The 22040-nt window shown below is 71.5% G+C and carries 18 protein-coding genes; 6 read left to right on the top strand and 12 right to left on the bottom strand.

The window, feature by feature from the left end; translation table 11 throughout:
- From K311_RS0104840 to K311_RS15365, 8 genes are all read right to left on the bottom strand, one after another.
- Positions 1 to 801, bottom strand: a complete 801-nt coding sequence (locus K311_RS0104840) for an inositol monophosphatase family protein (protein ID WP_026816386.1) — start codon at positions 799 to 801, stop codon at positions 1 to 3.
- Positions 801 to 2042 (bottom strand): MFS transporter, encoded by a 1242-nt coding sequence (locus K311_RS0104835; protein WP_211223627.1) that lies wholly within the window; start codon positions 2040 to 2042, stop codon positions 801 to 803. Before K311_RS0104835 ends, K311_RS0104840 begins: the two co-directional genes overlap by 1 nt.
- 129 nt (positions 2043 to 2171) lie before the next feature.
- The gene (locus K311_RS0104830) at positions 2172 to 3704 is read right to left on the bottom strand and encodes a CoA-acylating methylmalonate-semialdehyde dehydrogenase (RefSeq protein WP_026816384.1); all 1533 of its coding nucleotides are present in this window, start codon (positions 3702 to 3704) and stop codon (positions 2172 to 2174) included.
- The gene (gene iolB / locus K311_RS0104825) at positions 3701 to 4531 is read right to left on the bottom strand and encodes a 5-deoxy-glucuronate isomerase (protein ID WP_026816383.1); all 831 of its coding nucleotides are present in this window, start codon (positions 4529 to 4531) and stop codon (positions 3701 to 3703) included. Before iolB ends, K311_RS0104830 begins: the two co-directional genes overlap by 4 nt.
- On the bottom strand, positions 4531 to 5421 hold the full coding sequence (iolE, locus tag K311_RS0104820) for a myo-inosose-2 dehydratase (protein ID WP_026816382.1): 891 nt from the start codon (positions 5419 to 5421) through the stop codon (positions 4531 to 4533). Before iolE ends, iolB begins: the two co-directional genes overlap by 1 nt.
- Entirely contained in the window at positions 5418 to 7274 is a 1857-nt protein-coding gene (gene iolD, locus K311_RS0104815; protein WP_026816381.1) for a 3D-(3,5/4)-trihydroxycyclohexane-1,2-dione acylhydrolase (decyclizing), read from the bottom strand. Before iolD ends, iolE begins: the two co-directional genes overlap by 4 nt.
- Entirely contained in the window at positions 7264 to 9213 is a 1950-nt protein-coding gene (locus tag K311_RS0104810; RefSeq protein WP_026816380.1) for a bifunctional 5-dehydro-2-deoxygluconokinase/5-dehydro-2-deoxyphosphogluconate aldolase, read from the bottom strand. Before K311_RS0104810 ends, iolD begins: the two co-directional genes overlap by 11 nt.
- Positions 9214 to 9332: 119 nt before the next feature.
- Positions 9333 to 10214 (bottom strand): MurR/RpiR family transcriptional regulator, encoded by an 882-nt coding sequence (locus K311_RS15365; protein ID WP_043797782.1) that lies wholly within the window; start codon positions 10212 to 10214, stop codon positions 9333 to 9335.
- 117 nt (positions 10215 to 10331) lie between these two features.
- On the opposite strand from K311_RS15365, the gene iolG (K311_RS15360) reads away from it, so the two are divergent.
- From iolG (K311_RS15360) to K311_RS15355, 3 genes are all read left to right on the top strand, one after another.
- Positions 10332 to 11318, top strand: coding sequence for an inositol 2-dehydrogenase (iolG, locus tag K311_RS15360; protein WP_245570625.1), 987 nt, complete (start codon positions 10332 to 10334; stop codon positions 11316 to 11318).
- A gap of 10 nt (positions 11319 to 11328) precedes the next feature.
- Positions 11329 to 12297, top strand: coding sequence for an inositol 2-dehydrogenase (gene iolG / locus K311_RS0104795; RefSeq protein WP_026816379.1), 969 nt, complete (start codon positions 11329 to 11331; stop codon positions 12295 to 12297).
- 144 nt (positions 12298 to 12441) lie between these two features.
- Positions 12442 to 13146 carry a transposase gene (locus tag K311_RS15355; protein ID WP_051239508.1) on the top strand — a complete coding sequence of 235 codons (705 nt, stop codon included), beginning with the start codon at positions 12442 to 12444 and terminating at the stop codon, positions 13144 to 13146.
- Positions 13147 to 13174: 28 nt separating this feature from the next.
- Here K311_RS15355 and K311_RS0104785 read toward each other — a convergent pair whose 3' ends face one another.
- Positions 13175 to 15565: a TonB-dependent receptor plug domain-containing protein gene (locus K311_RS0104785; RefSeq protein WP_026816378.1), complete on the bottom strand. Its 2391-nt coding sequence runs from the start codon at positions 15563 to 15565 to the stop codon at positions 13175 to 13177.
- A 219-nt stretch (positions 15566 to 15784) separates the two neighbouring features.
- Here K311_RS0104785 and K311_RS15350 point away from each other — a divergent pair, with 219 nt between their 5' ends.
- Positions 15785 to 17881 carry a phytase gene (locus K311_RS15350; RefSeq protein WP_051239507.1) on the top strand — a complete coding sequence of 699 codons (2097 nt, stop codon included), beginning with the start codon at positions 15785 to 15787 and terminating at the stop codon, positions 17879 to 17881.
- Positions 17882 to 17956: 75 nt separating this feature from the next.
- Here the strand turns inward: K311_RS15350 and K311_RS0104775 are convergent, their stop codons facing one another.
- Positions 17957 to 18457, bottom strand: coding sequence for a hypothetical protein (locus K311_RS0104775; protein WP_026816377.1), 501 nt, complete (start codon positions 18455 to 18457; stop codon positions 17957 to 17959).
- A gap of 324 nt (positions 18458 to 18781) precedes the next feature.
- On the opposite strand from K311_RS0104775, the gene K311_RS17990 reads away from it, so the two are divergent.
- Complete coding sequence (locus K311_RS17990; protein ID WP_026816376.1) at positions 18782 to 18955, top strand: DUF1328 domain-containing protein; 174 nt, start codon at positions 18782 to 18784, stop codon at positions 18953 to 18955.
- 18 nt (positions 18956 to 18973) lie between these two features.
- Here the strand turns inward: K311_RS17990 and K311_RS0104765 are convergent, their stop codons facing one another.
- Positions 18974 to 20533, bottom strand: coding sequence for a protein adenylyltransferase SelO (locus K311_RS0104765; protein WP_026816375.1), 1560 nt, complete (start codon positions 20531 to 20533; stop codon positions 18974 to 18976).
- Between the two features lie 94 nt (positions 20534 to 20627).
- Positions 20628 to 21275, bottom strand: coding sequence for a hypothetical protein (locus tag K311_RS17495; protein WP_051239506.1), 648 nt, complete (start codon positions 21273 to 21275; stop codon positions 20628 to 20630).
- Positions 21276 to 21377: 102 nt separating this feature from the next.
- Here K311_RS17495 and K311_RS15340 point away from each other — a divergent pair, with 102 nt between their 5' ends.
- Positions 21378 to 21998, top strand: coding sequence for an acyl carrier protein phosphodiesterase (locus tag K311_RS15340; protein ID WP_051239505.1), 621 nt, complete (start codon positions 21378 to 21380; stop codon positions 21996 to 21998).
- Positions 21999 to 22040: the final 42 nt, after the last annotated feature.

Here is a 22040-nt window from a genome sequence, read left to right as displayed (position 1 = left end):
TCAGTCCTCCTGCGCGGCAAGCCGCAGTTGTTCGAGCAGCGCGGCGTGGATCGCGCCGTTGCTGACGCAGACATGGCCGCCGTACAGGTCGAGCGGGCCGCCGTCGGCCCCGGTGGCGATACCGCCGGCTTCCTGCACCAGGATCACCCCGGGCGCCATGTCCCAGGAATTGAGCGTGCGTTCCCAGTAGGCGTCCCAGCGGCCGGCGGCGACGAAGGCCATGTCGACCGAACAGGCGCCGGTACGGCGCATTCCGGCGGTGACCGCGGTCAGGCGCGTCATCTCGCGCGCGAACAGCGGATGGTCCGGCTTGCCGTGGAAGGGAATGCCGCAGGACAGCACCGCCTCGACCAGGGTCGCGCGCGGCGACACCTGCAGGCGCCGGCCGTTGAGCCAGGCGCCGCGGCCGGCTTCGGCGACGTAGAGCTCTTCGAGCGCCGGCAGCCAGGTCACGCCGGCGATCACCCGCCCCGCTTCCGCGAGCGCGACGTTGACGCCCCACAGCGGGCCGCCGAACAGGAAATTGGTGGTGCCGTCGAGCGGATCGACGATCCACTGCCGCTCGCCGTTGCCTTCGGCGCCGCCCTCCTCGCCGAGGAAGGCGTAGTCGGGACGCGCCGCCGCGAGGTGCGCACGCACGGTGGCCTCGGCCTCCTCGTCGGCGATCGACACCAGGTCGGCCGGGCCGGACTTGCTGCGCACCGCCAGCGCATGCAGTTCGCGCTGGCGCGCGCGCAGGCCGGCGCCGGCGGCGCGGGCGGCGGCGACCATCGCTTCGAGTTCGCGCGAAGGGGTCTGCATCAGTCGTGCATCCGGGTGCGCCACAGGCTCGCCGCCAGCAGCATCGAGAGGACCGACGAGCCGATCCAGAACAGGATCGCCGCGTCGAAGTCGTAATGGCGCACGCCGTCGACGACGGTCATGCCCTGCTGCACCAGCCGTCCGGTCACCTGTTCCTGGATGCCGGCGCCGATGTAGCTGAAGATGCCGATCACGCCCATCGCCGCGCCGGCGACGCGCTTGGGCGCGATGTCGACCGCGAACAGACCGCCGAGCGAGGTCACCAGCCCGGTCAGGCCGACACCGAACATCAGCAGGCCGATCGTCAGCGTCGTGGTGTTCGTCGGGCCGTAGAAGATCAGCAGCAGGCCGGCGATCTCGACCAGCGCGAACAGCAGGTTCGCCGGCGGGCGGCGCGCAGCGAAGAAACGGTCGGAGACGAAGCCGTAGGCGACCGCGCCGGCGATGCCCGCGAGCGTGCTGACCATCAGCAACGTGCCGGCCATCGGCAGGCTGAAGCCGCGCACTTCCTGCAGGTAGAGCACGCCCCAGGAATTGATCGCGTAGCGGGTGACGTAGGTGGTCGCGGCGGCCAGGCACAGCACCCAGATCGCCGGCAGCTTCAGGATCGACAGCTGCAGCGCCAGCACCGAACGGGCGTCGACCTTCAGCGTCTCGCCGTAGTGGTCGTTCTTCCAGTCGGCGACCGTCGGCAGGCCGAGCGTGCGCGGGCGGTCCTGCAGCAGCCACCAGGCGCAGGCGGCCGCGGCGAAGCCGAACAGGCCCGGCCCGAGGTAGCCCCAGCGCCAGCCGAGCCAGGCGACCAGGCTGCCGACGACGAGGAAGGTCAGGCCCTCGCCGAGCGAGTGCGCGGTGCTCCAGATGCCGTACATCCGTCCGCGTTCGCGGTTGGAGAACCACGCGGTCATCGCGACCACGCCGCCGGGCGCCCCGAAGCTCTGGAACCAGCCGTTGAGTCCCCACAGCAGCACCGCCGTCCACAACGCGGTGGTGAAGCCCATCAGCACGTTGCACACCGCCGTCGCCGCGAACGCGAAGGCGATGAAGCGCTTCATGTTCGCGTGGTCGGCGAGGAAGCCGTTGGTCAGCTTGCCGATCGCGTAGGTGTAGAACAGCGCCGAGCCGATATGGCCGAGTTCGGCCGGCGTGAACACGCCTTCGTCGATCAGCGGCTGCTTGACCACGCCGAGCGCCAGCCGGCAGGTGTAGATCACGCCGTAGCCCAGGGTGATCGCCAGCATCACCCGCAGGCGGTGGCGACGGTAGGTGGCGTCGATCCAGGCGCGGTCGGTGGACTCGGGCCGGTCCGGCCCGGTGGCGAAGAAGCGGAGAAGTGCGATGGCGTGGTCCTCCCCTGGATCGTGCCGCGCTCAGCGCATCGTCGGGATCACGAAGCTCTGGCCGCTGTCGACGCTGCCCTTCGGCCAGCGCTGGGTGACGGTCTTGGTGCGCGTCCAGAAGCGGACGCCGTCCATGCCGTACTGGTTGAGGTCGGCGAAGCCGCTGCGCTTCCAGCCGCCGAAGCTGTGATAGGCCACCGGCACCGGGATCGGCACGTTGATGCCGACCATGCCGCAGTCGACACGCTCGGCGAACTCGCGGGCGGCGCCGCCGTCGCGGGTGAAGATCGCGACGCCGTTGCCGTACTGGTGCTTCGACGCCAGCGCCAGCGCCTCCTCGAGGCCGTCGGCGCGCACGATCTGCAGCACCGGCCCGAAGATCTCTTCCTGGTAGGCGCGGTGTTCCGGGCGCACGTGGTCGAACAGGCACGGGCCGAGGAAGAATCCGTCCTCGTGCCCGGGCAGGCGGAAGTCGCGGCCGTCGAGCACCAGCTCGGCGCCTTCGTCGACGCCGGTGCCGATCCAGTCGAGGATGCGACGCCGGTGCGCGGCGGTGACCACCGGACCGTAATGCGCCTGCGGATCCGTCGACGGGCCGATCCGCAGCGCCTGAACCGCAGCGACCAGGCGCGCGCGCAGTTCGACCGCGGTGCGTTCGCCGACCGGCACCACCACCGGCAGGGCCATGCAGCGTTCGCCGGCGGAACCGTAGGCGGCGCCGATGATGTCGGCGACCGCGTGCTCCAGGTCGGCGTCGGGCAGCACGATGCCGTGGTTCTTGGCGCCGCCCATGCACTGCACGCGCTTGCCGTGGGCGGCGCCGGTGGCGTAGACGTGCTGGGCGATGTCGGAGGAGCCGACGAAGCTGACCGCGCGGATGTCGGGGTGGCGCAGGATCGCCTCGACGACCTCGCGATCGCCGTGCACGACCTGCAGCACGCCCGGCGGCAGGCCGGCCGCGAGCAGCAGCTCGGCCAGCCGCACCGGCACCGAGGGATCGCGCTCGGACGGCTTGACGATGAAGGCGTTGCCGGTCGCCAGCGCCGGCCCGAACATCCACATCGGGATCATCGCCGGGAAGTTGAACGGGGTGATGCCGGCACCGACGCCGAGCGGCTGGCGCAGCGAATACACGTCGATGCCCGGCCCGGCGCCGTAGCTGTGCTCGCCCTTCTGCAGGTGCGGGATGCCGCAGCAGAACTCGATCACCTCGAGGCCGCGCTGGATGTCGCCGCGGGCATCGGCCAGCACCTTGCCGTGCTCGCTGCTGAGCAGGGCCGCGAGTTCGTCCATGTGCACTTCGAGCAGGCGCTTGAACTCGAACATCACCCGCGCCCGTCGCTGCGGGTTCGTCGCCGCCCAGCCCGGCTGCGCCGCCTTCGCGCCGGCGACCGCGGCATCGAGCTCGGCGGCGGTCGCGAACGGTACCCGCGCCTGCACGGCGCCGGTGTTCGGGTCGAAGACGTCGCCGTGGCGATCGGCGGCGCCGCGAACCCGGCGGCCGTCGATGAAGTGGTCGATGTGGCGGACGCCGGCGGCGACGTCCTGCTTTGCTTCGTTCATTTCGCGGAGTCCTTCACCGGTCCGGCGATCCAGGCATGGTCGGGATCGTTGCGGAAGATCCAGCGGCGGGACGGGCCCGCCATCACGTTGAGGTAGTACAGGGCGTAACCATGCGGCGCCCCCACCGGATGGTAGCCGCGCGGCACCAGCACCACGTCGCCGTCCTCGACGCAGACCGTCTCGTCGAGGCTGCGGTCGTCGGTGTAGACGCGCTGGAACGCGAAACCCTGCGGCGGGTCGAGGCGATGCCAGTAGGTTTCCTCGAGCGCGGTCTCCTCGTCGCCGGTGGCGGTGTCGTGCTTGTGCGGCGGATAGCTGGACCAGTGGCCGGGCGGAGTGATCACCTCGACCACCAGCAGGCTGTGCGCCGGCTGATCCTGCGGCAGGATGTTGCGCACGTGGCGGGTGTTGGTGCCCTGCCCGCGCACTTCGCGCGACATCGTCGCCGGGTCGATCAGCCGCGCCTCGCCGCCTTCGCCCGGGGCGCTGCAGACGGCGAGTTCGACCGGGCCACGTGCGCGCACCGACCAGCGGCCGCCGGCCGGCACGTAGACCGCGCCGGGCGGCGCATCGGCGAAGGCCGAGGCGCGGCCACCGACGCCGGTGAAGCTGCGGCGCGTGCCGGCGACCTCGGTGTCGACGTCGGCGCTGCCGGCCACCAGCACCAGGCAGGTCTCGCGATCGTCGCTGCCGCCGGCGTGTTCCTGGCCGTCGGCGAGCAACACGACGCGGAAGCCGACGTGCTGCCAGCCGGCCGACGCCGGCGTCACCTCGAGCACGGTGCCGTCGGCGGCGGGCGCATGCGGGCGGACGCGCAGCTTCGACATCAGTGCAGTCCCGCGGCCGCGGCCTGGGCGCGCAGCGTGCGCAGGCCGAGATCGGCATAGGTGCGCGGATCGGCGAGCTTCGGATCCTGCTCGGCCTCGACGACGATCCAGCCGGAATAGTCGATGCGCGCCAGCGCCGCCATCACCGCCGCGAAGTCGAGGTCGCCGTCGCCCGGCACCGTGTACATGCCGGCCAGCACGCCGTCGAGGAAGCTGGCGCCGGCCGCGCGCGCCGCCGTGTGGCGGGCGGTGCGCACGTCCTTGCAGTGCACGTGGGCGATGCGCCCGGGGTGGTCGCGGATCACGTCGAGCGGGTCGATGCCGCCGAGCGCCGCGTGGCCGGTGTCGAGCGTGAGCCCGACGCTGGGCCCGGTGTGGCCGAGGAAGGCGGCGAGGTCGGCGGCGGTCTCGACCACGGTGCCGAGGTGATGGTGGTAGGCGAAACGCATTCCCTGCGCGGCGATGTGCTCGGCGACCGCGGTCATGCGCGCACCGAAGGCCGCCCAGTCGCGGTCGCCGAGCCGCGGCGTCGCGGTCAGCGGCTTGCCGCGCTCACCGTGGATCGCGTTCGAGGTCTCGGCGAACACGAACACCTCGCTGCCCAGCGCCTGCAGCAGGCGCAGGTGCGGCTGCAGCGCGGCGATCTCGGCCTCGGCATCGCGTTCGAGCAGGGCGCCGCTGTACCAGCCGCCGACCAGGGCGAGATCGTGCCGCTGCAGCAGTTCGCGCAGCGCCGCCGGCTCGCGCGGGAAGCGGCCGCCGAGCTCGACGCCTTCGAAGCCGACCGCACGGATGTCGGCGAGGATCGATTCCAGCGGGGTGTCGCCCCCCAGCTCCGGCATGTCGTCGTTCGACCAGGCGATCGGGCTGACCCCGAAACGGATGCTCATGACCTGTCCCTGCGGCGGCGCTGGCCGCACTCGTAGTCGCGGCGGGCGGCGAGCACCTCCGCGTGGGTGGAAACTTCCGGCACCGCGACGTCCCACCACCAGCCGCCGGCTTCGGTGCTGCGGCGCGGATCGGTCTCGATGACGACGACGCTGCTGCGGTCGGCGGTCCGCGCGCGCGCCAGCGCGGCGGCGAGTTCGCCGAGGTCGCCGGCCTTCTCGGCATGGGCGCCGAGGCTGCGCGCGTGGGCGACGAAATCGATGTCCGGCAGGGTCGCGTGCGCGGCGTCTTCGAGCAGGTTGTTGAAGCCGGGGCTGCCGGTGGAACGCTGCAAACGGTCGATGCAGCCGAAGCCGCGGTTGTCGAGCAGCACGACGACGAGCTTCGTGCCGAGCATCACCGATGTCGCGAGTTCGGAATTGAGCATCAGGTAGCTGCCGTCGCCGACCATCACGACGACCTCGCGCGCCGGCTCGGCGAGCTTCACGCCGATGCCGCCGGCGATCTCGTAACCCATGCACGAATAGCCGTATTCGAGGTGGTAGCCGCCGGGGCGCGCGCAGCGCCAGAGCTTGTGCAGCTCGCCCGGCAAGCCGCCGGCGGCACCGACGACGACGGCGTCGTCGGGCATCGCCGCCTGCACCGCGCCGATCACCTGCGCATCGGAAGGCCGCTCGACCTCGGCGCCGCCGGCGGTCGCGACCTCGACCGCGCGCCGCCATTCGCCGGCGCGGACTTCGTCGCCGGCGACCACGTCGTCGCTCAGGCGCCAGCCCTGCAGCCGCGCCTGCAGCGCCGCGAGCACGACGCCGGCATCGCCGACCACCGGCGCGGCGCCGTGCTTGTGCGCGTCGAAGGGCTGCACGTTGACCTGGAACAGCCGCGCCTGCGGAAACAGCGTGCGCGAGCCGGTGGTGAAGTCCTGCAGTCGGGTGCCGAGGCCGACCACGACGTCGGCCTCGGCGGCCACGGCGTTCGCGGCGCTGGCGCCGGTGACGCCGAGCGAACCGAGCTGGCGCGGGTGGTCCCAGGCCAGCACCCCCTTGCCGGCCTGGGTTTCCGCCACCGGCAGCCCGGTCGCGCTGGCGAAGTCGGCGAGCGCCGCCTCGGCGCCGGCGTAGCGCACGCCACCCCCGGCGATCAGCAGGGGCCGGCGGGCGTTGCGCAAGGCTTCGGCGAGCGCCGCGAGTTCATCGGCATCGGGCTGCGGGCGGCGCTGCGGCCACAGCCGCGGCGCGAAGAAGTCGGCGGGGTACTCGCAGGCCTCGGCCTGCACGTCCTGGCACAGCGCCAGCGTCACCGGGCCGCAGTTCGCCGGGTCGCGCAGCGTCGCCATCGCCTTCGGCAGCGCGTCGAGCAGCTGTTCCGGGCGGACGATGCGGTCGAAGTAGCGCGACACCGGCCGCAGGCAGTCGTTCGCCGACACGGTGCCGTCGGCGAAGGCCTCGACCTGCTGCAGCACCGGGTCCGGCCGGCGGCTGGCGTAGACGTCGCCGGGCAGCAGCAGCAGCGGCAGCCGGTTCACGTGCGCGAGCGCCGCGGCGGTGACCAGGTTGGTCGCCCCGGGCCCGATCGAGGTCGTGCAGACCATCGCCCGCTGCCGCCGCATCTGCTTGGCGTAGGCGATCGCGGCATGCGCCATCGCCTGCTCGTTGTGCGCGCGCCAGGTCGGCAGGGTGTCGCGCACGCCTTGCAGGGCCTCGCCGAGCGCGGCGACGTTGCCGTGGCCGAAGATCGCCCAGACGCCGGCGAAATAGTTCGTCGTGACGCCGTCGACCTCGACCTGCTGCGCGCACAGCCAGCGCACCAGCGCCTGCGCGGCGGTCAGGCGGATCGTGTCCGGTTCAGGCCGCATTCCTGCTCTCCGCATCGGCGCGCGCGGCGCGCCAGGCTTGCACGAGTTCACCGAAGCGGCCGGCGAGCTGCGCGACCGCCTCGTCGTCGCCGATATGTCCGGCGAGCCAGGCTTCGGCGGTGTCGGCCCAGATCGTGCGGCCGACCGCGAAACCGCGCACCACCGGCGTCGCCGCCGCCGCCGGAAACCCGGCGATCAGTTCTTCCGGGCTCGCCGCGAGTCCGAGCAGGACGACGCCCCGACAGTGCGGGTCGTTGTCCTGGATCGTGCGCTGCACCGCCTGCCAGGCCTGCGGGTCACCGTTCGGCTCGAGCTTCCACCAGTCGGGGCGCATGCCCAGATCATAGAAGCGCTGCATGACCGCCGGGACCGTGCCGGCGTCGACCGGCCGTTCGCGCGAGGCGATGATCTCGACCAGCAGTTCGTGACCGGTGCCGAGCGCGGCATGCTGCAGGCGCAGCAGCTGGCGCTCCTGACGCTCGCGCAGGTCCTGCGGATCGTCCGGGTGATGGAAGACCAGGCATTTCACGACATGGTTCGCCGGCCAGGTGCGCAGCTCGACGCCGACATCCGGGCCGCATTCGAAGGCCACCGGACAGGAACCGGGCACTTCGATCGGGCGGCCGATCCAGTACGGATAGTCGGCGGCGTCCTCGAGGCCACGCCGGCCGTAGCGGCCGTCGAGCAGCAGGCCGACGCGGCCGTCGCCACCGGCGAAACGGTGCACGGCGCGCAGCGACAGCGCCTTGAAGCCTTCGATGCGGTCGGCGCCGACGCCCAGGCGCGCGGCCAGCGCCTCGAACTGGCTGCGATGGTCCATCGCCAGCACCGTGAGCTGGTCCCAGCAACCGGCGCGCGTGGTGACGCGATGCAGGTGTTCCAGCGCACGGTCGTCGCGCAGCCGGCGCGGCGCGGTGCCGGCCGGCGCGCCGCCGTAGCGGGCGAGGAAGTCCTGCAGTTCCGGCCAGGTCGGCATCGCCGGCGCGCAGCCATGCCGCGACACGACGATCGCGCCGCAGGCATTGCCCCAGCTGCAGCAGGTCGCCAGCGCCTCGCCGCGCAGCCAGCCGCGCAGGAAGCCGGCCATGAAGGCATCGCCGGCGCCGAGGACGTTGTAGACCTCGACCGCGAAGCCGGCGCCGACCACGCCCTCGTCGAGGGACGCGGGTACGTCCCCGGGGAAGGCGACGCAGCCCTGCGGGCCGCGTTTGCACACCAGCAGGGCGCCGCTGCGTTCGCGGATCGCGCGCAGCGCGGCGACGGTGTCGGTGCTGCCGCCGAGGATGTGCATTTCCTCCTCGGTGCCGACGATCAGGTCGCACAGCGGCAGGATCGCCTGCAGGCGCGCGGTGACCTCGGGATCGGCGACGAAGCGGTCCTCGCCGCGGTCGCGCCCGGCCAGGCCCCAGAGCACCGGCCGGTAATCGACGTCGAACACGACCCGCCTGCCGGCGGCGCGCGCCAGTTCGGCGGCGCGCCGCGACACCGCGAACACGTTCGGCCGCGACAGATGGGTGCCGCCGATCAGCACCGCGCCGGCGGAACGGAGCCAGTCCTCGTCGAGCTCGCCGACATCGAGCGCCATGTCGGCGCAATTCTCGCGATAGAAGATCAGCGGGAAGCGCTCGCGGTCGCGGATGCCGAGGATCACCAGGGCGGTGAGCCGGTCGGGATCGTCGTGCAGGCCGGCGACCGAGACCCCTTCGCGCTGCAGCTGCTCGCGGATGAAGCGGCCGAAGTGGTCGGCGCCGACGCGGCTGCACAGGGCGCTGCGCAGGCCGAGCCTGGCGGCGCCGATCGCGGTGTTGCCGGGGCTGCCGCCGACGTAGCGGGCGAAACTGGTGACATCCTCGAGGCGGCCGCCGACCTGTTCGCCGTAGAGGTCGATGCCGACGCGGCCGATCGCGATCAGGTCGAGCTCGTCGTCGGACTCCGCCATGGCCGCCTCGATGAAACCCGGGTTCCAGAACCCGGCGATTCTGTAAAATCTATTCTATTCGTACTGCCGCCGCAAGAAGCGGAAAACGCGGGCGCGGGCCGGCTTGCTGCCTCGCGCGATCACGAACCACGCCTTCCCCGCTTCGGCGCCGGCTCCGCGGCCGTCGTCGCGAACGCATAGGCGATCACCAGGGCCTGCGCCAGGCACATCGAGGCCGACAGCGAGCGGAACTTGCGGATCTCGGCCTCGCGCACCTGCAGCACCAGCGAGGCCGGCTTGGCGACCGGGCTGACCAGGCTGTCGCTGATCGACACGACCCGGCAGTGGGCGTCGACGGCGGCGTCGATCAGGTGCACGGCCTCCTCGGCATAGGGGTGGTAGCTGACGACGATCAGCAGGTCGTCGCGGCCGATGCCGTGGATCTGCTGCTTCGCCATGCCGCCGAGGCTGTCGATGAACACCGTCTTCTTGTCGACCTGGTGCAGCGAGTACGCCAGGTAGGCGGCGACCGGGAACGAGCGCCGGAAACCGGCGACGTAGACGGTGTTGGCCTGGCGCAGCAGCTTCACCACTTCGACCATCCGCTTGCGGTCGATGCTGGCACCGAGGTTCTGCAGCGCCATCACGTTGCCTTCGACGAACTCGGTCAGCACCTGGCCGGGGTCGCCGACCTGGCGGCGGTCGACGCTGCGCGCGAACTCGCGCACGCGCTCGCCGTAGCCGAGCGACGGGGCACCGGCGAGCAGACCGTCGCGGAACAGCCGCTGCATCTGGGTAGCGCCGTCGAAGCCGAAGGATTTGGCGAAGCGCACGATCGCCGACGGCTGCACGCCGATGCGCTCGGACAGCACCGCCAGCGTCTCCAGCGCGACCGCGTTCGGCTCGTCGAGCACGTAGCGGGCGATCTGCTGCAGGCGTTTGCTGAGGGTTTCGTAGCGCTGGAGGATGGACAGCCGGAGTTCGTCGGCAGTGGCGGGGGGCGGCAGGGCGGCGTCGGCCATCGGCAGTGCTCGGGTGGAGCCGGGCGATGCCGGCGGGCTTTTGCTTTCCGAAAATTCTATTACACTCGGCAAACGGAACAAATGTTCCATTGGGCGGCAGGACCGCACGGAGCCATTGTGGAACGAATCCAGGTCGCCCTGATCGGCGCCGGCCGGATGGGCCAGGTGCACGGGCCGAATGCGGCCGCCCACCCGGGGCTGCGGCTGCGCTACGTGATCGATCCGCGCGACGAGGCGGCGGCGGCGCTGGCCGCCCGGCTGGGCGCGGAGGCGGCGACGCTGGACGCGGCGCTGGCCGATCCGGAGATCCGCGGCGTGCTCGTCTGCAGCTCCACCGACCAGCATCTGGCGCATGCGCTGGCCGCGGTCGCCGCCGGCAAGGCGGTGTTCTGCGAAAAGCCCATCGACCTCGACCTGGACAAGGCGCGGGCCGCGGCGCCGCAGTTCGCCGGCGCGCGGTTCCTGCTCGGCTTCAACCGCCGCTTCGACCCGCATTTCCAGGCCCTGAAGCAGCGCCTGGACGAAGGCGCGATCGGCGCGCTGGAGTCGCTGCACATCATCAATCACGACCCGGCGGCGCCACCGCCCGGCTTCGTGCCGACCAGCGGCGGCCTGTTCAAGGACTTCACGATCCACGACCTCGACCTCGCGCGCTGGCTGCTCGGCGAGGAGCCGGTGAAGCTCTACGCGACCGCGTCCTGCCTGGTGGATCCGGAGATCGGCCGCCAGGGCGATGTCGATACCGCGCGCACGGTGCTCGCCACCGCCAGCGGCCGGCTCTGCGTGATCTCGAACACCCGCCGCAGCGGCTGCGGCTACGACCAGCGGATCGAGGCGTTCGGCGCGCGCGGCATGCTCTGCGCCGGCAACCCGGGGCTCGACACCGTGCAGATGCTCGACGCCAGCGGCGTGCACGCGGCGCCGATCCATCCGGGCTTCGCGTCGCGCTACGCGCTGGCCTATGCGCGCCAGCTCGGCCACTTCGCCGACGTGCTGCACGGGCGTGCGGATGCGGCCGTCGGTTACGCCGACGGGCTGGCGGCGCTGGCGCTCGCCGAAGCCTGCGCCGATTCGCTCCGCCGCGGCCACGCCGTCGCCCTCTGAGGATCCTGCGATGCACGATGTCGTTCTGATCGGGGCGGGCCGCATCGGCCGCATCCATGCCGCCAACGCGGCGCAGCACCCGCGGCTGCGGCTCGCCGGCATCGTCGATCCGGTGCCGGAAGCGGCAGCGGCGCTGGCGGCCGAACACGGCAGCCGGGTGACGACGCTGGACGCAGCGCTGGCGGATCCGGCGGTGGCCGGGGTGATCATCGCCTCGTCGACCGACACCCACCTCGACTACAGCCTGCGCGCGGCGGCGGCCGGCAAGGCCGTCTTCTGCGAAAAGCCGGTCGACCAGGACCTGGCGCGGGCGCAGGCGGCGGCGCCGACGCTGGCGGATGCGCGCGTGCTGATCGGTTTCAATCGCCGCTTCGACCCGAACTTCCGGGCGCTGAAGGCGCGCCTCGACGCCGGTGCGGTCGGCAAGCTGGAATCGCTGCAGATCACCTCGAACGATCCCTCGCCGCCGCCGCCGTCCTATGTGGCGGTGTCGGGCGGGCTGTACCGGGACATGGCGATCCACGACTTCGACATGGCGCGCTGGCTGCTCGGCGGCGAGGAGATCGTGTCGGTGTACGCGATCGGCAGCTGCCTGGTGGACCCGGAGATCGGCCGCCTCGGCGACGTCGACACCGCGCGCACGGTGCTGACCACCGTCAGCGGCCGCCTGTGCGTGATCAGCAACAGCCGGCGCAGCGGCTTCGGCTACGACCAGCGCATCGAGGCCTACGGCTCCGCCGGCATGCTGCGCGCCGACAACGTGCTGGAGTCGACGGCGCAGCTGTGGAACGAGAACGGCGCGGCGAACGACCGCTTCCGCAACTTCTTCCTCGACCGCTACGCCGACGCCTACCGGGCCGAGATGGACCACTTCGCCGACGTGCTGGACGGCGCCGCTCCGGAAATCAGTTTCGCCGACGGCGTCGCAGCCCTGGCCCTGGCCGACACCGCCGCCCGCGTTGGGGACCTACTCCGCTGACGGGGACGTACCCCGTAGGAAGGGGACGTACCCTGTAGGAAAGGGACGTACCCCGTTAAGGTTTCCGCGGCGGTTGTCTACAGCCGGGGTCTCACCCGCGATGCCGCGACATTGACGACGCCATTCGCGAACGGCTGGCCCAGCATGGCTGGCATCGTCACCCCCGCCCTCGCCGCCATGCCCCGCACCGCGCGTTTCGTCATCCCAGGCATCCCGTTCCACGTGACCCAACGCGGCGTCGACCGCATGGCGATCTTTCGTGACGACAGCGACCGTCGTCACTTCTGCGGCCTGTTGCGCGACGCCACGCGCTTGCATGGCGTCGCGGTCAATGCATGGACGTTGATGCACAACCACGTCCACCTGCTGCTCACTCCCAAGACAGCCGATGGCCTGTGGCGTGCGATGAAGCGCTGCACCCAGCGCTACGCGAGCGCGTTCAACAGCCGGCACGGCCGCATCGGTCCACTCGTGCAGGGGCGATTCCACTCGTCGCCGGTCGGCACTCGGCGATATTTCCTCGAGGTGGTTCGCTACATCGAACTCAACCCGGTGCGCGCGGGGATGGTGCGGGATGCGATCCACTACCCGTGGACGAGCGCGCACGTCCACCTGGATCACGGGACGGACTCGCTGGTAGACGTGCATGAGGAATTCCTCATGCTCGGACCGACGCCCGCGGAACGCGCACGTGTCTGGAATGCCTGGCTTCGCGCGGGGATTCGGCCCAGGCGATTGCAGTCCCTGCGCGAACACCTGGGCCGAGGGCGCCCCTACGGCGATGGTGCGTTTCGTGCCGCCGTGGTGACGGCACGTGAACGCGATCCTGAACGGGGTACGTCCCTGTAAGACGGGGTACGTCCCCGTAGGAGGTGGTTCAGAAGACCCAGCGGAAGGTGAGGGTCCAGCGCGGGGAGGAGTTCTCGCGTTCCACTTCGAACGCGTCGACGTCGTAGGCGCGCTGGTTCGCGAGGATCTCGGCGCCGTTGTCCCCGTCGAAGCCGGCCTCGGCCTGGCGGCTGTCGGCGTCGAGCAGGTTCGTGCCGGTCAGGCGCAGCACCATGTTCGTGCCGATCCGCTTCTCGAGGAAGAACTCGAGGTTGCCGTCGTACAGCTGGCTCTCGATCTCGCCGTAGGTCACGAACCGCGACTCGCCCTGCTTCTGGTAGCTGAAGCCGAAGCTCGCCTCCCAGGACGGGATGTTCTGGGTGATGCCGACGTTGTAGACGTAGGTCGGCTGGAAATCGATGGCGATGTCGCCGCCGCCGGCCGGATCGGCGCGCTCCGAATAAAGCCGCGTGTAGTTCGCGAAGATGCCGGTCTCCGGCAGGCCGATGAAGTCCAGCGGCGTCGACAGGTCGAACTCGAAGCCCCAGGTCTCGGCGTCGCCGATGTTGCGGTAGCTGTACAGGCCGCCCGGATAGTCGCCCGGGTCCAGGCCGAGCACCGCCACCGATTCGCCGGTGTTGACCAGCGCGATCAGGTCGCTGATGTCGCGTCGGAACACGTTGAAGCCCATCACGCCGCGGTCGCCGAAACGGTGCTCGTAGCCGATGTCGAAACCGATCGAGGTCTCGAAGCCGAGCGCCGGATTGCCGACCACCACGTCCTCGTCGCCGGGCGACTCGAGTTCGAACGACGGAATCAGCTGGTCGATGCCCGGCCGGCGCACGGTGCGCGCCAGGCTCATGCGCAGCTGGCCGTCCTCGGACAGCTTCCACTGCAGGTGCACCGACGGGTTGAGCAGGAACTCGCTGCCGTCGGCGGTGCCGCTCACGGTCGAGTCGAGCACGCCGCCCTCGAGGAAGTCGGTGCGGAAACGCTGCTCGGTCTCGGTGTTCTCGGCACGCAGGCCGGTCTCGAGCACGACGTTCTCGCTCAGGTTCCACTTGATGCGGGCGTAGACGTCCAGCCGCCGCTCCTCGTAGCGGAAGAAGCCGTCGGTCGTTTCCGGCGTGGCCCGGTCCAGGTCCTCGTCGAGGGTGAGCCGGTAATCGCGCTGCTTCCACTTGCCGGCGAAGCCGATCTTCAGCTCGGCCCCGTACGGCGCCCAGTCGGGCAGGTCGCGCGAGTAGGACGCACCGAAGGTCCACTCGCTGTCCTCGGCGTCGATCGACTCGCGCTCGACGAGGTTGGTTTCGGTCTCCTCGAAGTTCCACTGCACGCTGTCGTCGACGAACCGGGCGTAGCTGAAGTCGATCGCGAACTTCGACACGTCCGACAGCCGGCGCTCGTACAGCGCCGACAGGCCCCAGCTGTCCTGGTTGAAGTCGGAATTCTGGAACTCGAATTCCGGATTGCCGAGATCGAGGCCACCGACGCTGCCGTCGCCCTCGTAGATCGTCGTGCTCTCGCCCTCGTCGCGCGCGGTGCTCAGGTAGAAGGCGTCGATGCGCAGCGACGAGTTCTCGTCGATCAGCCAGGTGATGTCGCCGTTGAAGCTGAGGTCGCGGCTGTCGCGCCAGTCGGTCTCCTCGACGCGCTCGACGGCGACGGACGAATCGCGGTCGTCCCAGCGCTGCAGCGCGCGGCCCATGCCGCCGCGGGCGACCTCGTCGTCGAAGCCGACCGAGTCGCTCTCGAACACCTCCTCGGTGGTCGCCTTGCTGTTGAAGCGTTCCTGCGCGTCGAACGTGACCGAGTAGAAGACCGTCTGGTCGGCATTGCCGCCGGAGTTCGACAGCGCCAGGTTGCCGCGGTTCCTGTCGTTGTCGATGTCGCGGACGACGCCGGCGCGCAGGATCGTGCCCGGCGGCAGCGTCGCGCCGTCCTTCAGGATGATGTTGATCGTGCCGCCGACGCCCTGGCTGTCGATGTCGGCACCAGGCGAGCGGATGATCTCGATGCGGTCGACGATCTCGGCCGGGATGCGGTCGACGAACACCGTGCGGTCGTTGCCGGCGCCGGGAATCGGCCGCCCGTTGACCAGCACCTGGGTGTAGCCGTTGCCGAGGCCGCGCAGCTGCGGCGAGTCGGATTCGCCGATGTCGCTGGTGAAGGCGACGCCGGGCACGCGGCGCAGCTGGTCGCCTACCGATACCGGTTCGAATTCGGCGAAGAACTGCTGGTCGTAGACCAGCTGTGGCGCGACCGTCTCGGTGCGGTTGCGGTACTGGATCTGGCCGTTGACGACCAGCTCCTCGAGCAGGACCGCCTCGGAGTCGAGTTCCTCCGCCGTTGCCGGCGGGTTCTGGGCGAGCGCGGTGCCCGCCGGCATCAGGCACGACGCGATCAGCGCCGCGAGAACGTTGCGCTTCAGCTTCCGCATGGTCCGGTCCCTCCCGAGGACGTCCCCTGGTCCGCCACCCTGGAGGGTGGTCTGTGCGGCGAGAGTACGAACAAAGATTCCATTTTGCAACACACTTGGAAAATTCCTTGCACGGCCGGCGCGGGGCATGGAAAATCGCCCCGCCCGTCGCCGCGAACCTTGCCTGCCGATCGCGACGGTTCGATGACACCGGCACCGTCCGTTCCAGGGAGAACCGCGATGCGCCCGCACCTTTCGATCCTCCTCGCTTCCGTGCTGTCCGCCCTCGCCGCCGGCTGCAGCGACGTCGATGCCGTCGCCGCCGCCGGCAATGACGGGGCGATCGCCGGCGACACCGGCCAGGCCGCGACGGTCGCGGCGCGCGCGACGACCGCCACCAGCGCGACCGGCAAGGTCGGCAGCGCCGCGCATGTGCTGTCGCCGGCCGGACACGGCCCGGGCCGCTTCGTCGGCAGCGCCGCGCTCGGCGGCCTCGAGATCTACACCGTCGACGGCTCGCGCATCGGCCAGGCCCCTGGCGGCGAAGTGGCGGCGGTGACCGTCGCCTACGGCCTCGACGTCGCCGGCGCCGCCGCGACCGTGGTCGCGGCGCTGGACACCACCGACAACCGCCTGCGCCTGTACCGGCTGCAAGGCGAGGCCCTGGAAGAGGTCGGCGACGGCGACCTGCTGCTCGGCTTCGCCGGCGAGGGACTCTGCAGCTGGCGCAATCCGCTGGACGGTTCGGTGAACCTGTTCGTCGTCGGCGACGGCGGCGAGATCGAACAGCGGCAACTGCATGCGACGCCGGGCGGCCGCGTCGGCGCGCGCTCCGTGCGGCGGGTTTCGGTGCCCTCGACGCTGACCCAGTGCGTGGTGTCGCGCGACGGCATGGTCTATGCGACCGAGGAGGCGGTGGGCGTCTGGCGTTTCGCCGCCGATCCGGAGGCCGACATCGCCGCGGCGCTGGTCGAATCACCGCGCAGCGGCCGCCTCGCCGGGGAAACCAAGGGCGTCGCGATCGTCGACGGCGGCGACGGCCACGAGTGGCTGCTGGTGTCGGATACCGACGGCGGCCGCATCAATGTCTACGACCGTGGCGAGGACGATGCCTTCGTCGGCGCCTTCGCACCGCTGCCGCCCGGCGGCGGCGATCCGCTGGAAGAACCCGGCCCGCTGTTCGCGACGACCGTGGCGGTGCCGGGTTTCGACGGTGGCGTGCTGGCGGTCGCCGACGAGGAGGCCGCGGACGGCGGCGACTTCAAGCTCTACGCGATCGCCGAGGTGCTGGCGGCGGTCGGGCGCGAGGCCGGCGGCGCGGTCGATCCACGCGTGGCGACGGCGGCGGCGGTGCCGGTGGTGCAGCCGCGCTACGAGACGGCGCCGGTACCGAGCTTCGGCGATGCCGCCGACGATCCGGCGATCTGGGCGCATCCGCGCGACCCGGCACGCAGCCTGATCGTCGCCACCGACAAGAAGGGCGGCCTGGTGCTCTACGACATGCAGGGCCGGCAGCTGCAGTACCTGGCCGACGGCAAGATGAACAACGTCGACCTGCGCGACGGCTTCCTGCTGGGTGGGAAGGAAGTGACCCTGGTGACCGCCAGCGACCGCACCCGCCGCGCGGTCGCGATCTATGTCCTCGACGGGCCGGGGCGGCAACTGCGCGACGTCGCCGACGGCGTGCAGGAGTCCGGCCTCGAAGACCCCTACGGCCTGTGCATGTACCGCAGCGCCGCGAGCGGGCGCACCTACGTCTTCATCAACAGTGGCGACGGTCCGCTGTTCCAGTGGGAACTGGTCGATGCCGGCAACGGCAGGGTGCGCGCGGAGCTGGTGCGGCAGCTGCGCTTCGAGTCGCAGACCGAGGGCTGCGTCGCCGACGACGGGACCGGCACGCTGTTCATCGGCGAGGAAGACGTCGGGATCTGGAAGCTGTCGGCCGAGCCCGATGGCGGCGACACGATGACGCCGCTGGTCCGTGTCGAGGACAACCCGGCCCTGCGCGCCGACATCGAGGGCATGGGCCTGTACGTACAGCCGGACGGGCGCGGCTACCTGGTGGCGTCGAGCCAGGGCAACGACACCTATGCGGTGTTCCGCCGGGAAGCGCCGCACGATTACGTCGGATCGTTCGCCGTGGCCAGCGACGGTGCTGCCGGCATCGACGGAATCAGCGAGACCGACGGCCTCGACGTCAGCAGCGCGAACCTGGGGCCCGGCCTCGAGCGCGGCGCGATGGTGGCCCAGGACGGCCGCAACGTGATGCCGGTCGAGAACCAGAACTACAAGGTCGTGCCCTGGTCCGCGATCGCCGAAGCCCTCGGCCTCGACTGAACGGGGACGTACCCCGTTAAGCGGGACGTACACCGTTGAAGCGGTTTCCCGCTTAACGGTGTACGTCCCGGACCATCAGATGCCGTCGCCGTCGGCGTCGCCCGGGAGGGCACGCTCGACCTTGTGCCACGCGGCGCGGGTCGCGTACTTGGCGTCGGTCCAGGCCAGGCGCGAGGAGCCGCGGGTGGCGTCCCACTTGCGCTCGAGCTCGCTCTCGATCTCGTCGTAGCGCTTGCCCGGATAGGCGCTGCGGGCGTCGTAGCCGAGGCGATAGGCCGGGGCGTAGTCGTCGTAGGTGTAGTCGGACAGGTAGTACGGCTCGCTGGCGTACTGGTCGCGCCAGTAGGCGTCCTCGACCGTCGGGTTGACGCCCTCGGCGACGCCCTTGCCGGCCAGGCCGCCGACGACCGCGCCGACGGTCGCGCCGATCGCGGTGCCGACCGGACCGGCGACGGTGCCGACCGCCGCACCGGCGACCGCACCACCGGCCGCGGCGCCGAGGCCGGTGCCGACCGGATGCGCGCCCGGGGCGCCGGTGATCGGATCGGGATTCGTGTCGGGATTCTTGTTCGTCATGGGGGATTCTCCGTTGAAGGCCCGGGCCGCATTGCCCGGACTCCCCGAACGCAGCAACTCGCGTGCCAACCGCGCGACGCCGGTGCGGCAATGGTTCCCGCTAACGGTGCCGCGCACGGTTAACCGCGAAGAAAACGGTGCCGCGCACGGTCATCCGCGGATAACGGTGCGCGGCACCGTTTTCGCGACGCCGCGTGCTGCACGATTCCGCCCGCCGCGACCCGGCAGCCTGCAATGCGCGGCGCCGGGGGTTTTCATCGCCCGCGCACGCCACCGGTACGAGCATGTCGCCACGCCGGCCCGTCGCCGGCCTGGAGAACCGTCATGATCAAGTGGGCCCTCATCTTCCTCGTCATCGCGCTGATCGCCGGCGCGCTCGGCTTCACCGGTGTCGCCGGTGCCGCGATGGGCATCGCGAAGTTCCTGTTCTGGGCCTTCGTCGCGATCGCCGCGCTGCTGTTCATCCTCGGCCTGACGGTGTTCAAGGCCGTCACCTGAAGTTCGCGCTCCGGCGCCTCAGGTCCCGCAGAACGTCGCGCAGACCCGCGCGGCCGGCGCCGGCGCGGCGATGAAGGGCTGCTGCGCGGCATCGTCGGCGAACGGCCGCCGGACCGCCGCCAGCAGCGCCCGGAACGGCGCGAGTTCGCCGTCCTCGGCCGCCCGCAGCGCGGCCTCGACCTGGTGGTTGCGCGGGATCACCGCCGGCGCCACCGCACGGGTCGCCGCGGCGACCTGCTGCGGCGGCCGCGCTTCCGCCGCCAGGCGTTCGCGCCAGCGCGGCAACCAGGGCGCGAGGAAGTCGGCCGGTGCGACCGGATCCATCGGCAGCGGTGCCCGCGCGCCGGCGCCGAAGGCGTCGACCGGGTCGACCGCACCCGCTTCGCCGGCAGCGAACCCGTCCTCCACCCATTCCGCGAGGCGCCGGAACGTCAGCGTCCAGTCGGCGCCGGCCGCGTGCATCGCCGCGAGCAGGTCGGCGGCCAGGCCGTCGTCGCCGTCGCGCGTCTCGACCAGGCCGAGCCTGGCGCGCAGCCGCGCCTGCCACTGCGCCTCGAAGCGTGCCGGGAAGGCCTGCAGCTCGGCGGTCGCCGCAGCGACCGCGGCCGCCTCGTCGGGGATCGCGCTGCCGGGCGCGATCATCAGCGGCAGCAGGCATTCGCCGAGCCGCGCCAGGTTCCACTGCGCGATCACCGGCTGGTTCGCGAACGCATAGCGGCCGTGGCGGTCGATCGAGCTGAAGGTCTTGCCGGGCGCGTACTCGTCGAGGAAGGCGCAGGGGCCGAAGTCGATCGACTCGCCCGAGACCGCCATGTTGTCGGTGTTCATCACCCCGTGCACGAAGCCGACCGCCATCCACATCGCCAGCAGCGCCGCCTGGCGTTCGCTCACCGCCCGCAGCAGGGCCAGCGCGGCCTCGTGCGGGGCGGCGCTCGCGAGTTCCGGGTAATGGCGGTCGATCACGTAGTCGGCGAGCCGGCGCAGCGCCTCGACATCGCCGCGGGCGGCGAAGAACTCGAACGTTCCGACCCGCACATGGCTCGCCGCGACCCGCGTCAGCACCGCCCCCGGCAGCGGCCCGCGGTCGCGCAGTACCGGTTCGCCGGTGGCGACGGCGGCGAGCGCGCGCGTCGTCGGAATGCCGAGCGCGTGCAGCGCCTCGCCGATGATGACTTCGCGCAGCACCGGCCCGACCACGGCGCGACCGTCGCCGCCGCGCGAGAACGCGGTGCGCCCGGCGCCCTTCAGCTGCAGGTCGCGGCGCACGCCGTGCACGTCGACCAGTTCGCCGAGCAGGATCGCGCGGCCGTCGCCGAGCTGCGGCACGAAATGGCCGAACTGGTGCCCGGCGTAGGCCATCGCCAGCGGCCGCGCCGACGGCGGCAGCGCATTGCCGGCGAACACCGCCAGTCCCGCCTCAGCGTCGACGCCGGCGGCGTCGGCGATGCCGAGTTCGGCCGCGAGCTCGTGATTGAAGGCCAGCCACGCCGGCAAGCCCACCGGCGTCGGCGCGACCTGCTGGAAGAAGCGCGGCGGCAGCGTGGCGTAGGTGTGGGTGAGCGGCAGGTCGAGGGGCATGCCGGCAGGTTCGCACGACTGCCGTGAAACCGCAGTCCGCACCCCGCACCGACGCGGCCTGCGAACCGCGGATCGCGGGCTGCGAATCGTCAGCTCATCGGCGGGAGACCATCGCCCGCAAGGCGCCGCCATGCGCGACGACCTCGACGATCTCGTGGCGCAGCGCGGCGCGGTCCGGCGCCGGTTCCTCGAGCAGGCGGCGGGCGGTCAGCGGATGCACCACGAGGTCCTTCATCTGGTAGCAGCGCGCGCGTTCGCGGGGATCGGCAACCGGCGGCAGCGCGCCGTCGTGGTGGTAATCGGCCTCGATGCGGGCGGGGCTGAGCGTGCGCCAGGCCTCGCGCAACCCGGTGCTGGCGCGCAGGTAGTCGCCGCAGGCGGGGAAGCGCTGCACGAAGGGTTCGACGAGCGCGATCGCGTCGTCGGCGAGGGTCTCGAGCGCCTGCGCCTGCTGTGCGACCGGCGCATCCGCGTCGATCGCGTCGACCGCCGCCTGCGCGGCCACGACGTAGCGCGCCAGGCCGTCGGCCAGATCATCTTCGTGCGGCGAATGGCGGGCGTGGCCGTCGTGGGCGGCATCGCCCGCCGCCGCATCGACGGCCGCGAGCGCGAAGCCGCCGGCGCAGATCGCGGCGAACAGCGTGAGGGGAGCGAGCACGGGGCGACGCATGCGGATCTCCGGGGTGGCGCGGACGGCGGCAGTCTCGCCGCGGCGCCGCGCGCGCACCTTGATCCAGGTCATGCCGGGCCGGCTTCGCCCGTCAAGCCCGGCGGGGAGCCGGGGAGCGGCTAGAGTGGCGTCACCTCCACGACCTCGTATCCCGTACGGAGCACGAACCGGGCAGTGAACTACCTGGCCCACATCACCCTGGCCCGCCATTCGCCGGCGGCGATGCTCGGCGGCCTGCTCGGCGACTTCGTCTTCGGCCGCGCGGCGCTGTCCGACTGGGCGCCGGAAGTGCGGATCGAGATCCTCGTGCACCGGCGCATCGACCATTTCACCGACACCTTCCCGGCGGTGGAAGCGCTGCGCACGCACTTCCCGCAGGGGCTGCGGCGCTATGCCGGCATCGCCATCGACGTGTTCTTCGACCACTGCCTGGCGCGCGACTGGCCGCGCTGGTGCGACGAGCCGCTGGCGACGCTCACGGCGCGCTTCCACCGCATCCTGCTGGCGACGCTCGACGATCCCGCGATGCCGCCGCGGCTGCGCCGGATCGCGCCGCACATGGTCGAACACGACTGGCTGGGCTCGTATGCGCGGCGCGACAACGTCGACCTCGCGGTGCGGCGCATCGCCACCCGGCTGTCGCGGCACGGCGACCGTCTCATCGCCTGCCTCGATGGCCTGCGCGCGCACGAAGGGGAGGCGGCGGCGGCGTTCGCGGCGCTGTTTCCGCAGCTCGGGGCGTTCGCCGAGGCCCAGCGGCGCGACCCCGCCCTGATCGGGGACGTACACCGTTAAGCGCGCTTAACGGTGTACGTCCCGCATAACGGTGTACGTCCC

Origin of the sequence: Arenimonas composti TR7-09 = DSM 18010 (assembly GCF_000426365.1) — a bacterium.
Classification (GTDB): domain Bacteria; phylum Pseudomonadota; class Gammaproteobacteria; order Xanthomonadales; family Xanthomonadaceae; genus Arenimonas; species Arenimonas composti.
Note: the sequence above shows the minus strand (reverse complement) of the source record. Positions and strands in the feature narration are given on the sequence as shown.